9 protein-coding genes are annotated in these 14,450 nt (G+C 45.8%); all 9 read left to right on the forward strand.

What is annotated here, in order from left to right:
• Positions 1-65: 65 nt before the first annotated feature.
• The 9 genes from LOZ80_RS05325 to LOZ80_RS05365 all read left to right on the forward strand — a co-directional run bounded on the left by LOZ80_RS05325 (position 66) and on the right by LOZ80_RS05365 (position 14,436).
• Positions 66-1,715 (forward strand): type 2 periplasmic-binding domain-containing protein, encoded by a 1,650-nt coding sequence (locus tag LOZ80_RS05325; RefSeq protein WP_238170452.1) that lies wholly within the window; start codon positions 66-68, stop codon positions 1,713-1,715.
• A gap of 45 nt (positions 1,716-1,760) precedes the next feature.
• Positions 1,761-2,654 carry an ABC transporter permease gene (locus tag LOZ80_RS05330; protein WP_238172899.1) on the forward strand — a complete coding sequence of 298 codons (894 nt, stop codon included), beginning with the start codon at positions 1,761-1,763 and terminating at the stop codon, positions 2,652-2,654.
• Positions 2,655-2,667: 13 nt separating this feature from the next.
• Positions 2,668-3,546 (forward strand): carbohydrate ABC transporter permease, encoded by an 879-nt coding sequence (locus LOZ80_RS05335; RefSeq protein WP_238170453.1) that lies wholly within the window; start codon positions 2,668-2,670, stop codon positions 3,544-3,546.
• 19 nt (positions 3,547-3,565) lie between these two features.
• Positions 3,566-4,726: a glycoside hydrolase family 88 protein gene (locus LOZ80_RS05340; RefSeq protein ID WP_443147010.1), complete on the forward strand. Its 1,161-nt coding sequence runs from the start codon at positions 3,566-3,568 to the stop codon at positions 4,724-4,726.
• Between the two features lie 41 nt (positions 4,727-4,767).
• The gene (locus LOZ80_RS05345) at positions 4,768-6,303 is read left to right on the forward strand and encodes a polysaccharide lyase 6 family protein (protein WP_238170454.1); all 1,536 of its coding nucleotides are present in this window, start codon (positions 4,768-4,770) and stop codon (positions 6,301-6,303) included.
• 428 nt (positions 6,304-6,731) lie between these two features.
• Entirely contained in the window at positions 6,732-11,654 is a 4,923-nt protein-coding gene (locus LOZ80_RS05350; RefSeq protein WP_238172901.1) for a chondroitinase-B domain-containing protein, read from the forward strand.
• A 170-nt stretch (positions 11,655-11,824) separates the two neighbouring features.
• The gene (locus LOZ80_RS05355) at positions 11,825-12,616 is read left to right on the forward strand and encodes an ABC transporter permease (protein WP_238170455.1); all 792 of its coding nucleotides are present in this window, start codon (positions 11,825-11,827) and stop codon (positions 12,614-12,616) included.
• A gap of 1 nt (position 12,617) precedes the next feature.
• Positions 12,618-13,421, forward strand: a complete 804-nt coding sequence (locus LOZ80_RS05360) for an ABC transporter permease (RefSeq protein WP_238170456.1) — start codon at positions 12,618-12,620, stop codon at positions 13,419-13,421.
• 16 nt (positions 13,422-13,437) lie between these two features.
• Positions 13,438-14,436, forward strand: coding sequence for an ABC transporter ATP-binding protein (locus tag LOZ80_RS05365; protein ID WP_238170457.1), 999 nt, complete (start codon positions 13,438-13,440; stop codon positions 14,434-14,436).
• The last annotated feature ends 14 nt before the right edge of the window (positions 14,437-14,450 follow it).

Below are 14,450 nucleotides of genomic sequence, written 5' to 3' on the forward strand. Positions count from 1 at the left end.
CTTTTTCTATTCTTTTAAGCAAAATGATACATACAAACCGTTAACTATTGAATGGGGGAACGAATATGGAAAGCCTAAGATCGCAAGGAAAGCATCGCAAATATGGCGCTGCGGGGTTAAGTATTCTCATGTTAACAAGTATTTTACTTGCCGCTTGCTCGGAAACCGGAAGTACGGGCAAGGATGGCGTAAATACGCCCAATGCTGATCCAGCCAAGTCTACAGCAACCTATCCTATGAATACGAAGGAAACGCTAACATCATGGGAAGGACTCAATAACAATGCCATCACCTTTTATCAAAACTTGGCTGAAACTCCTTTTGGCAAGCAGCTCGTCAAAGAAACGGGTGTTGACGTCAAGTATATCCATCCGAACGATCAACAACTGAAAGAGCAATTCAATCTCATGATTGTCTCTGAGAAACTGCCGGATGTCATTGAATACGATTGGACGGGGCGAAGCTCGGGCTCTTACCCCGGTGGACCTGAGAAGGCCATCAACGATAAAGTCATTCTGGAATTGAATGATTTGATTGATAAATACGCGCCGAACTTGAAGAAGAAGCTGCAGGAAGACAAAGAACTCGACAAAATGATCAAGACGGATAGCGGCAAATACTACGTATTTCCGATGATCCGCAACCCTTCCGGACTTGTATTCCGTGGGCCGATCATTCGTAAAGACTGGTTGGATGAGCTTAAATTGCCCTTACCTGAGACGATTGATGATTGGGAAAAAACGTTAATTGCCTTCCGTGACAAAAAGGGAGCAAAAGCCCCGCTTAGTGTGACCTACGTCAATGGGAATTTTGAGATTCGCGATGCCTTTATCGGTGCTTTTCATACTTCAAACAGCTTCTATCTCGATGACGCAGGCAAAGTCAAGTATGGACCTGTCGACCCTCAATATAAGGATTTTTTAACCTTGTTCCGTAAATGGTATGCCGAAGGCTTGTTTGATAAAGATTTTGCATTGACGGATGGGAAAGTGCTGGATACGAAAATGCTTGGCGGTCAAACAGGCGCAACCGTTTCCTTGCTGAGCGGGGGAATGGGAAAATGGATGGATGCCATGAAAACGAAGGATCCGAAATTCAATTTGGTAGGCTCACCCTATCCAGTCCTTCAAAAGGGAGAGAAGCCTTTTACAGGACAGAGAGATTTCAAGTATAATCCAGGTCCTAGCAAAGCGGTTTCGGCAACTACGAAAAATCCGGAATTGGCTGTTCGCTGGCTGGATTATGCTTACAGCACAAAAGGCAGTCTATTGTTCAACTTTGGCGTCGAGGGCGAAAGCTATGTCATGAAAGACGGAAATCCTGCGTATACAGCTCAGATCGTGAAAAATGAGAAGTACAGCTTGCAGCAAATGGTCGCTCAGTTTACAAAGCCAAACGGTCCTTATGAAGCAGATGAGCGTCGAAACTGGAATACGTTTCCTCAGCAAGATGAGGCGGTCAAAATATGGTCAAATACCGATGCGGCTAAACATACAATTCCAGCATTTCTTACGCCAACCGCAGAAGAAAGCAAAGAGCTCGGCAAAATTATTAACGATGTAAGCAATTATAAGGAAGAAATGTTTGCGAAGTTTATTATGGGCAAGGAACCGCTTGAGAACTATGGCAAATATGTGGAACAAATTAAAAAGCTAGGCATTGATCGCGCCGTAGTCATTTATCAGAATTCGCTTGATCGCTATAACAAGAGATAGAAGGGTGGTAGCTCAGTGAAAATAAATTCATTCCCAGGTTGGGGAATGTTGAATGACATTCGCAAAAATAAGCTGCTCTATCTCATGCTGGCTCCAGTGATTTTATTTTTTTCGCTTTTTCACTATGTTCCCATGTATGGCGCAATTATTGCCTTTAAGGATTTCTCTCCAAGACTTGGCATTATAGGGAGCCCGTGGGCCGGATTCGAGCATTTTAAAGTTTTTTTCGAAGGTATTTATTTCTGGCGCACACTTAAAAATACGGTTCTTATCAGCTTGTATGATCTCGTTTTTGGATTTCCTGCGCCGATTATCCTGGCTCTGCTGCTTAACGAAGTAAAGAAGACGATCTTCAAGCGATCTATCCAAACGATCACCTATATGCCGCATTTCGTCTCACTCGTCGTCGTATGCGGAATGATCAAGGAATTCACCGTAAGCGGGGGATTAATCAATGATTTTATCGCTTTTTTGGGCGGGGAGAGACTCTCCCTGCTGCTTGAATCCCAGTTTTTCCGGACGATTTATGTCTCGTCGGGGGTGTGGCAGCATATTGGATGGGGCACGATTATTTATCTAGCGGCATTGGCGGGCATTGATACCGAGCAGTATGAGGCTGCGAAGATCGATGGCGCAGGACGATGGAAGCAAATGCGCCATGTCACGCTGCCAGGAATCATGCCTACGATTGTCATTTTGTTGATTCTTGAGATGGGCCGTATGCTGAGTGTGGGGACAGAAAAAATTATTTTGCTTTATAATCCGACCATTTATGAAACCGCTGATGTTATTAGCTCCTATGTATATCGAGTTGGGCTTCAGGAATTCAACTACAGCTTCAGCTCGGCCGTCGGTTTATTCAATTCGGCCATTAACTTCACACTTGTTGTCGGGTCCAACTGGTTGAGCCGCAAGCTGAACGATACCAGCCTGTGGTAGAGGGAGGATGAATATGTATCGCAAATCAGTCGGTGAGTGGACTTTCGATATCGGAAATTATGCTTTATTGTCACTGCTCGCTGTAGCTACTATATATCCTATTGTGTATGTCTTGTTTGCATCACTAAGCGATCCTACTCTCTATATGCAGCATAGCGGGATTCTCTGGAAACCGCTTCAGTTTAATCTGAATGCCTATAAGCTTGTGTTCCAAAATGGAACAATCATGAACGGCTATATCAATACGATGATCATTGTTGTCGTGGGGTTAACGCTTAACATTTTTCTCACGTCTTTGGGCGCGTATGCGTTGTCAAGGAAATGCTTGGGCTATCGAAAGCCCCTTATGCTGTACATCGTTTTTACGATGTTTTTCAGCGGCGGCATGATTCCCTTTTATTTTACTGTCAAAGGGCTGGGCTTGGCGAATACATTGTGGGCATTAATTATTCCGCAAGCGATTTCAGCATTTAATCTTATTCTGATGAAAACAGCATTTGAAGCGATACCGGATAGTTTGGAAGAATCGGCGAAAATCGATGGGGCCAATGAGTTTGTTATTTTGTTTCGAATTATGTTCCCGCTCTGTATGCCTGTTGTCGCTGTTATGCTGCTTTACTACGGGGTGAGCCACTGGAACGCTTGGTTTAATGCGCTGATCTTTTTGCAAGACCGATCGCTATACCCGCTGCAGCTTGTACTCAGAGAGCTTCTGCTGATGAACGAAGCAGGCTCAATGGCGAGCGGATCCAGCGGTGCGGATGTGGCGATTGTAGGGGAAACCTTGAAGCATGCTACCATTATCGTGGCCACATTGCCGATTCTTATGGTCTACCCCTTCCTGCAGAAATATTTTGTGAAAGGCGCTTTAATTGGAGCTATCAAAGGATAAAAAGGAGAAGATCACAATCATGGAAAAGCCAACAATCATTGAAGAGCAAACAATCATTGAAAAGCAAACAATAATCAATCCAGCATCTCTCGATCTTTGGTGGAAAGGAGTGCAGAACAAGGTTGATGTTATGCTGAGCCGAGGGATTGAACTAGCACCGCATGCAGCCCGGTCAGGGGCATATGATGGCTTAAAGCTGGATCAGTGGATATCTGGATTCTGGCCGGGGATGCTGTGGATTCTTTATGATTTAACCGCCGAAGAACGCTATAAGCTTGCTGCCTGGGAGTGGGATATACGGATGGAACGTCATCTGCTGGAAGACAACCATTTTCATCATGATGTGGGGTTTCAGTATTTGCCCACATCTGTCCTCAAGTACAAGCTGACCGGAGATCTGGATGGACGCCGCCGAGGACTTGCGGCAGCCAATTTCCTGGCTGGCCGATTTAATCTGGCTGGACAGTTTCTTAGGGCTTGGAATCGTGATATGACTGGCTGGGCCATCATCGATTGCATGATGAACTTGTCCATCTTGTTCTGGGCTTCGGAAGAGCTGCAAGATCCACGATTTTCTCAAATCGCTTGTGCTCATGCCGATACTGTTATCAAACATATGATCCGTGGCGATGGCTCGACTTGTCATATTGCTGTATTCGATCCGATAACTGGGGAATTGCTGGAGCACATGGGTGGGCAAGGCTTTGCAGAGAATTCCTGCTGGTCCAGAGGGAATGCTTGGGCGTTATATGGTATGACAAACACCTATCGTTATACCAAGATAGAGAAGTACCTGCATGCAGCTCAGCAGGTAGCTCATCATTTCATTAGCTCGCTGCCAGAAGAAATGGTGCCTCCGTGGGACTTCCGGGTACCGAATGCAAGCGAGGCTCCAAGGGATACGTCCGCTGCAAGCATTGCGGCGTCGGGTTTGCTTGAGCTTGCCGAAGTCGTTCAAACGGAGGACGCCAATAAGTACCGCTCGGCTGCTGAGCGCATCCTGAAATCCTTGTCGGAGCGATATACCGCCTTCGATGAACCGCAGCATGAAGGCATTCTCCGTGGGGGAACGGGGCATAAACCGGCGGAGACGAATGTGAATGTATCGTTGATTTATGGCGACTACTATTATGTTGAAGCTCTTGCCAAGCTGCAAGGTTGGAAGCATCGTGTGTTCTAAGCATGCAAGTGAATGATAGAGAATTATGGAGGGGTTAGGATATGGGGGATCATATGGAAGTACGGCCGATGCTGACATACATAAAGGTTAGCACGGCTGCAGAATTGCAGATGGCATTGGATGAAGCGGTCGCAGGAAGCGTCATTGAGCTGCAAAACGGGATATATGAACAAAGCGGCCCATTCGTTGTGAAGGATAAGCAGGGTTCGGACGGCATGCCGATTCGGATTGAGGCTGCTAACTTGGGAATGGCTATTATCTCAGGTGACAGTTATTTGCACATAGAGGATTCAAGCTATATCGAAGTATCTGGTCTTATGATCCATAGTGGGATCGGCTCTTCCTCCAGCGAACAGTCTCTTAAAGACAGAGGTCTGTCGCACCGTATCTTGCAAGGTGTACATCCAGGCATTCAACTGCAGAGCTCTAGCCGAATTTCGATTCTTCGCAATACGTTTGCCTTGAATGAGATCGGGCAGCCTTATCGTTTCCTCACGAATAAGGGTCCAGTATGGGGGTTGTATGGCATTGAGAATAGCTGCCGTTATGGAAGCAGCTATGACCCGAATGGCGCCGAGTATAGTGGCCTGACTCCTTATGAAGATGCTAGACTGATCACCGACAATGGAACACACCGCCATTATATCCGAGTGGAGGGAGTGAGCAGCTACAACAGGATTGCTTACAATGAAATTGGGCCCAAGAGAGGCTTTGGCGCCGTACTTATTTATGATGGAGAGGGGCATGGCGGACGAACGATCTCGCAGTATGATGTGATTGAATATAATCATTTTCATGGGATCGGCCCGCGTGTTACGAACGGATTAGAGGCGATCAGACTCGGATTATCCAGTCTTTCATTATCTCCTGGGTATGTAACGATCCAGTATAATTTGTTTGACGGTTTTGATGGCGAGGATGAGATTATTTCTGTGAAGTGCAGCGACAACATCATCCGCTACAATACGTCGCGGAATTCGTACGGGGGATTCGTCGCTCGACACGGGAATCGCAATAGCTTTTACGGCAATTACTTCTTCGGCGACGGGGAAAAGCCGGGGATGAGCGGCTTTCGTATCTACGGCAACGATCACAAAATTTATGACAACTATATGGAAGGCTTGACGGATCAGGTGATAAAACTGGATGGCGGATCACATGATGGAGGAGCTGAAGGGAGCCTAAATCCTACGGTAAAGTGGATTAGTGGAGAGGAGGAAAAGTCTGCAGTTCTGGAGGAGCTTTCGCAAGAGGAGCGAACAGCGCTTCTGCGTGGGCATTGGCGGCAGTATCATGTCCAGGTGTTCAATAATACGCTGGTGAATCCGGGGGCTGATGCTAATTTCCTTGCTCTGGGCGGAAAAACCTATCAACCCGTGGGTACGAAGGTGTATAACAATTTGATTGTCAGCAAAGCTGGAACGGTGATCTATGAAACAAGTGCTGATCAGCAGGCAGCGGCAAGCGGGCAAAGTATAGTCATTGGCTTTGAGGAATACGATTCAAGTCATGTTCGAGCAATGAAACCGCTCACGGTAGATGACGTGGGACCTGTGAGAGCTTTCTTGAAATCATAGAAAGTATAGGTTTTTGGGTGGATTTAAGGGGTTCTCCCTTTTTAGAAATAGTTGAGTTTATATATTTTGGGGTGAACGTGGAGTTACTCCCGCTGCCTCGCGCGGAGGTATGGGAACTACAGGGCGCTATTCTAGCCCAAAGTGGCATTATAGCGAGGTTGAGGGAACTCCAGTATGCTATTTTGGTTTTTGATGGGAAATTCAGCGCTTTTCGTGGACCCTGTAGTTCCGCTATGACCCTCGCATCCCTGCTATTTACCTAAATAGCGTCCTAGAGTTCCCTCAATAGGTTTGGTCACTAACCAGAGGCTGATCTCTCAGGGGGGGGAAACTGTTTTTCTAATGATGAGTTTAGCTGCTTTTACGGTATGCAGCAATGTTGCCTAAAAGCTTCATAATACAGAAGAGGTGATGAGAATTTGAGCAAGATGTCCAATGAATTCAGAGTGCGTTCGAAACGGGGAGTCAGCTTGCTGCTCGCAGCAGCTTTAACATTCACATGGTTGCCGCTAGGGGTATCCAACGTACAGGCAGATAGCGCAGTGACAGGAACACCAGGCGGTGTGGATGCCAACTTGCTGAAATTGTGGCTGAAAGCGGATTCCGACAGCGTGACCCGTAGTGGGAATGGCGATATAACGGTATGGAAGGATAGCAGTCCGCAAGGCAATGATTTCATCAATGACGGGACGGTCGGGGATAAGAGTCCGAGGGTAAAGCCGAAGTATACTCCTTCCAATCCTGCGCTGAATTTCCAGCCATCGGTGCAATTTATTCGTTCAGGCAATGGAAGTCTTTTGATGGACAAGAATGGATTATTCAACCAGAATGAGTCTGTTGAACATGCAAGTGTGTATATGGTTACTGGCGGGTTAACGTTATCGAATCAGACGTCGCAAATTTTTTATGAAAATTTGCAAGGAAACGGAAAATTTGGAGCGTATATCCCCTTCTACTCCAGCACTTCGCAAGTTTTGTGGGATTCGGGAGCTACCGTATCTGGAAATCCACGGCTCACGACAGGCTATTCAATTCCTCCTCTTGAATACAACAGTTGGGGGTTTCATTATGATTCGCATCCAGCCGTTTCCAGTGCTGTTTACCAAGCGATTACGCTGGATGGGCAAACGATAGTCAAATCAACGCAAGCCAGACTCGCAATGGTTGGAAACGGAAGCAACCCGATGTCTCTTGGTTCAGCAGTCGGTGGAGGATCCGGCTATGATGGGCAAATTGGCGAGATGATCGTGTTTGGCGATACACTTACGGAAGAGCAGCAGAACCAAGTGCAAACGTATATGGCCCTTAAGTTCGGAACGCCGCTGAAGGGAAAGGATTATGTATCGGCAGGCCCTTCGCCGATGGTCGTTTGGCCAAAGGATTCCAATATGGCTTATGGCAATAACATTGCAGGGATCGCCCGCGATCAGCAAGGAGCATTGGCTCAAGCAACAAGCCGGAGCAGCGAAGGTATAGCGTCTTCGCAGGTCATCATTACCGCTAAACAAGCTTTGGCGGACAAGCAGTACCTGCTATGGGGCGATAACGGAAGTTTGGCTCCTTCTGTGCCCTATGGTGCGGACTTCAAGCAATCAACGCGGACGTGGAAGGTCCGAAATACGGGCAATGTCGGGACTGTACAAGTTGCCTTTCCAGCGGCAATGCTTCCGCTAGGCGGCTTGCTGCTGAGGAGCGGAAGCAGCGATTTCAGCCACGCGGTTCCACTGTCATTAACCCCTGTGGAGGTGCATGGCGAAGCTTACTACGCTGCGGATACGGAGCTTACTGATGGATCCTTTTTCACCTTTGTGGAGAAAATGCCAGCCATCCAGTTGTCTGCGCTCGATGTTTGGAACGGCAGTCAAAAGATCGGGATGAATATCCCCTTCGTGTCTTCCAAGATGGAGGGGTATGAGGTCATCGTTCCACAGGCTGCCGATTCCATCCGTTTAGCCATGCAAGTCAGTGGGGGTATTACAACTGCGGTGACTCTGACGAATCTTGAAGGAGTGAATCAGCCAATAAGCGATGTTGCCAAGGTTCATCTCGCGCCGGGAAATAATAAGCTCACGATCCGATTATCCAACGGCGATGCGATGAATACGTATACGCTGCAAGCCTATCGGCTATCGGCCAAAGGAACGAATGGCCAAGTGCCGATGAACGCAAGTACGGTTACCGCTAGTTCCTATCAGCCGAACACGACGAATATTCCCGCGAATGTCGTGGACGGTGTTTGGAATAATGATGTCCGTTGGTCGGCTTCTGGACAAGGGGAGTGGCTGCAGTTCGATATGGGGCAACCTGAGAAAGTTACCTATTTGAATATCGCTTTCCTGAGCGCAATCGACCGTCAAAGCAATTTCGAAATTATAGGCTCCAATCAAGTAGATTTCCAGAATCCGACTGTACTGCTGCCTAAGCGAAAAAGCAGAGTGCTTAAAGCCGAAGATGATAGTATGCAGCCTTATGTGCTGACGACTCCAGCAGAAGTGCGTTATCTGCGGCTGGTCGGGTATGGAAATACGGCTTCGGGCAGCTCAGGCAGTTGGAATAGTATTACCGAAGTTGAACTTTATACGGGCACCGCACCAAAAGTGGATGAACCTACTGAGCCAAGCGGTCCTCCGCAAGCAGGCGATAAACCCGTGGAACCCCTCCCTCCGGTACGCGTGGTGAAGGTTAATTCCGCGGAAGAACTGCAGAATGCGCTGGATCAAGCTGCTAAAGGGACGACGATTGAATTGCAAAATGGCACGTATGCACAAAACGGTCCATTCGTTATCAAAGATAAGTCAGGAACGGCTGCGCTTCCGATTCGTATTGTTGCTGCTGAACTCGGGAAGGCTGTTATCGCTGGCGACAGCTACATGCATTTGGAAAATGCAAACTATGTTGAGGTTGAGGGACTTACGTTCCACTCCGGTGGCGGATCGGATCTTGGTGAAGATACGCTGCGAAGCCGAGCTGTCCCGGAAGACAGGATCGCATCATTGAAGGGACTGCACCCGGGTGTCGAATTGTACGACTCCAGCAATGTCTCCCTTGTGCGGAATACCTTTGCCTTGAATGAAACGGGTCAGAAATACCGGTTTACGAAGGTTGAGAACAGCGTCAATAAGCAAATTTGGTGTGTGATCGGCGTTGAAAATAGCTGCCGTTATGGGGCCACTTATGATCCGAACGGAGCCATTTATACGGGAGAAACGTCGCACTCCCCGAACTCGGCGTTGCTTACGGACGGTGGAACCGACCGGCATTATATTCGGGTGGAAGGCACCAGCAGCCACAATCGGATCGCATACAATGACATCGGTCCAAAAACCGGCTTCGGCGCCGTGATGACGTATGATGGCAAGGACTCGGTTTCGCAGTACGATGTGATTGAGTATAATCACTTCCATGATATCGGTCCACGGGTAAGCAACGGATTGGAAGCGATCCGCCTGGGGCTTTCCGGGCTATCGTTGGCCCCTGGACATGTTACGGTTCAATACAATTTGTTCGACGGATTGAACGGCGAGGACGAGATCGTTTCGGTGAAGAGCAGCGATAATACAATCCGCTACAACACTGTCTTGAATTCCTATGGAGGAATGGTAGCCCGGCACGGTCATCGCAACAGCTTCTATGGCAATTTCATTATTGCGGATGGCAAGAAACCTGGAACGAGCGGTTTCCGGCTCTATGGAAATGATCACAAGATTTATAATAATTATATGGAAGGACTCACGGATGATGCCGTTCAGCTTGATGGCGGAACGGAAGATGCGGGGCCGGAGGGAGGCACGAATCCAAGTATACGTTGGGGCACAGGGCCTAACGATTTCGCTGACCTTAGGAGCCTTTCCGCAGAAAGGCAGCAGGAATTGCTGCGCGGGCACTGGCGGCAATATAATGTGCAGATTTTCAATAATACATTCGTAAACTTAAGCAATAAAGCATCGGCTTTCAAAATTGCTCAGCGCACATTCCAACCGACGGGAACGCTAGTTTATAATAATGTTATTTTCAGCAACGCAGGGACGATATTCAATGAAACGAAAGATATCACACCCGCAGGCAGACCGTCTTATGTGGGCAATATGGCCGATGGTCTCGCCGCTGTGGCAACGAATGCAACGGTCGTTAGCGCCACTTACAAAGGTGATCTGAAGCTGGTCCGTGGCAGCGATGGTCTGATTCGCTTGTCACCGCTAAGTCCAGCGGTTGATAGCGCCCAAGGTCCATATGTTCCTTTGGACGATATGGATGGTCAAAGGCGTACGCATACGCCCGACGCTGGTGCAGATGAGTACGACCAAGCAACCGTTCCTACACTTAAGCCGCTTACGGCTGCCGATGTCGGACCAACTGCAGGCAGGAACATGCCAGTGGAAGAGGGCAGGCCAGAATTAAGCAGCCTTCAAATCAGCTCGAATCTGACACTCACGCCAGCTTTTCGCCCGGATATTAGCTATTATACAGTGATGGCTCCGTTCGGAATCGGCAACTTGACCATTTCGCCGGTTTCCTTGAGTCAGAAGGCTGTTATTCAGGTGAGCGTAGACGGCGCTTCGACGCAGTCAGTTAGAAGCGGCAGCGAAAGCGGACCGCTGGTCATTGCAGAAAGCGGCAGTGTTGTTCTGATTGATGTGTCGATGCCGTCGGGAGTTCATAAAACGTATACCCTGATGATAAAGCGTCCACAGATAAACAATTCATCTTCATCGGATTCTTCATCTGGGTATAATCCAGCGCCATTGCCTAAGCCGGTTCCTGAACCGGCGGTCTCACAGCCTACCAAACCGACGGAGCCCTCAACATCAGCACCACGATCTGAGACTTTTGGAGATGTGCCGACACATTGGGCATCGGAAGCGATCAGCAAGGCTGCTGCCAAGGGCATTGTGAACGGTTATTCAGATGGCAGCTTTAAGCCTGACGAACCGATGACGAGGCTTCAATTCGCTGCCATGCTGGTTCGCGCTCTGGGCTTGAAGCCGGAACCGACGAAGCCGGATTTCACCGATGAGGCGAGTATTCCGGCATGGGCGGCGGGAGAACTAAGCGCTGCGTTGAAAGCAGGTATTATCCAGGGCTATGAAGACCAATCTCTGCGCCCTAATGAGGCAATAAATCGCATCGAAATGATTGCCATGCTGGTAAGGGCATTGCCACAAAGCGAGGGGACATCGGCTTCGGCTTCGTTTAGCGACAGTTCTCAGATCCCCTCATGGGCATTGCCGTTAGTTTCGCGAGCTAACTCGCTAGGGCTAGTTGATGGCCGGGAGAATCATGCTTTTAAACCGTTTGACGTGGCGACGAGAGCGGAAGCCGTCACAGTGGTTATGCGTATGTTGGATCGCTAAGGTTGTATGCAGCAGGTTGGCCTCTTACGGGGCCGACCTTGCTGCTTTTTTTCTTGACTTTCAATATTGAAGATTAATTTTAGATTTTAACTATTCATCTTTGGATAAAAACAAGTTACGATGTTTGTACTCTTTGGGAAGGAATAAGAAGAAGTAGGAGGTTATCGAGTGTGGGAGTATACCTAGAGTTCATTAGAATATCATTTTCTCAAAAATTTGTTTATCGAATGAACTCCTATATTAGCGCCGCAAGTTCACTAATTAAGATGTTAATACTAATCAGTATATGGACAGCCTTATTTAAAGGACAAACGGCAATTGGCGGTATTCAATTAACGGATATGATTAATTTTGTCATCGTCAATTCAATAATTGGTTCTTTGATCTATTCGAATATTGCGAATGAGATTGGGAGCAAAGTCGTCGATGGTTCAATAAGCACCGACTTCATCAAGCCAATAAATTTTAAGTATTACATATTTGCCAACCAAATCGGCGAGAATGTGTACATGCTCATCTTCAATACAGTTCCAGCGATATTACTTATTAGTATTTATTCGGGATTTACATGGCCATATCAGACAAATAGCCTTTTATTGTTTTTTATTAGCCTGATTAACGGCTTTATAATCATCTACTACTTCAATTATATTTTGGGATTAACTACGTTTTGGATGACGACATCATTTTATATTGATTGGTTTATGAAGGCATTTTTTCAACTCTTTGCAGGCACTTTTGTCCCCCTGTGGTTTTATCCGGACTTTTTATTATACATTAGCAAGATGCTGCCTTTTCATCTTGTTGCATTCGAGCCAATTGCTATACTTTTGGGGAAATTGTCCTGGCATGAGTCTCTCCAAGTTATTTGTACTCAATTTGTTTGGATCATTATTTTGATTGTAGTAGAAAAATTAATTTGGAGAAAAGTTGAAAAAAAAGTAATTGTCCATGGAGGCTAAAATGAGTCGACTGCCGCTATATTTGGCATTTATCAGAATAAAGCTAAACGGAGTGGTCGAATATCGGGGGGCATTTTTGCTCACCTCTTTCTCCAAAGCATCCGTATGGGTAACGGAGTTTCTACTCATTTATATCCTCATCTCCAAGTTCAAACAAATAGCCGGATGGGGAACATACGAGGTTATGTTTTTATATGCATTAAGTTTAGCTTCGTACTCTTTCGCAGGATTTTTTCTGTTTCATCCATGTATGAAACTAGCATCCAGCATCCAAAGTGGAGAGTTTGATGAAATTTTAACAAAACCAATTAATCCTTTTTTATATCTCATATGCAAAGAATTCAGCACGGGGTATTTTAACAATGTGATTGTTGCCATCGGTGTTATGATCATTTGTTTCAACAAACTTCAAATCACATTAAGCGCAATGAATCTTTTGTTCCTTGTCATAGTATTAATTGGAGGTACTCTCATCCAAGGCGCAGCCTTTCTGTTCACTTCTGTACCCGCTTTTTGGATTACGAACAATAAAGCATTAATTGACCTATTTATGTTTGATTTAAAAAGGTTTATTCAATATCCAATATCTGCGTACAGCAAGTTTCTGCAGGTGCTATTAACCTTATTGTTTCCTTATGCATTCATCAATTTTTATCCAGCGCAATATTTTCTCAAAAAAAATGATTTTCTCATGTTCCATCCATGGGTTCAATTTCTCACTCCGATTATCGGTATTGTGTTATTTACTCTGGCGATTCTGTTTTTTTTCAAAGGGATTAAACACTATAACAGCACTGGGTCTTGATGAAAGGGATGAGAATGTGGCTTATATTGAAATGGAAAATATTTGTAAGGAATTTAAAGTGTATAAAAGAAATTCAAGTTGGACCAAGACGCTAAAATCGTTGTTCATTCGTGAATTTGAAACAAAAGCAGCTATTCAAAACATAAATATTAGCATTGATAAAGGAGAGCTTGTTGGATATATCGGTCCAAATGGGGCTGGTAAATCGACTACGATCAAAATTTTAACAGGTATTTTGACACCAACCTCTGGAATTGTTCACGTTGATGGGAGAGTTCCTCATGAAAATCGAGTGAAGAATGCGGAGAAAATGGGGGTAGTTTTCGGACAAAGATCTCAATTGTATTGGGATCTACCGATGACAGAGACATTTCAACTGTATAAGAAAATGTACCGTATTGAAGAGCGACAGTTTAAATCAAATGTAAACCTTTATGTTGAGTTGTTAGAGATGAAGGAATTTATAAATCGACCGATTAGACAATTAAGCTTGGGACAAAAGATGCGAGCCAATTTGGCGGTTGCTCTTTTACATGACCCTGAAATTATATATTTAGATGAGCCTACGATTGGACTTGATGTTGTAGCTAAAAGTCGTATTCGACGTTTTGTGAGGGAATTAAATAAAGAAAAAGGTACGACAGTCCTATTAACCACTCATGATATGGACGATATTGAGCAAATTTGCAATCGAATCATCATGATTGATCACGGGCAGAAGATATTTGACGGATCCATAGGGGAATTAAAAGACTTATACAGTGAAGGGTATATGTTAATCGTGGATTTTGCAGAAGACAATGTATCACTTAATGATTCTCGATTGAGGGTTATTGGTGAGGAGGGACCGAGAAAAACGATTCTAATCAATACGAATGAGATCACAATTGCTGAAGCTATTTCGAAAATCACTGATGGCAACAGTATTGTTGATTTACATATTAAGGAACCTAATATTGAAAGAACAATTGAGAGATTATATGAAAATAAAGAACGAGAGACGGTACTCGTTTGAAAATGTAGCGGACT

Origin of the sequence: Paenibacillus sp. HWE-109 (genome assembly GCF_022163125.1) — a bacterium.
Classification (GTDB): Bacteria; Bacillota; Bacilli; order Paenibacillales; family NBRC-103111; genus Paenibacillus_E.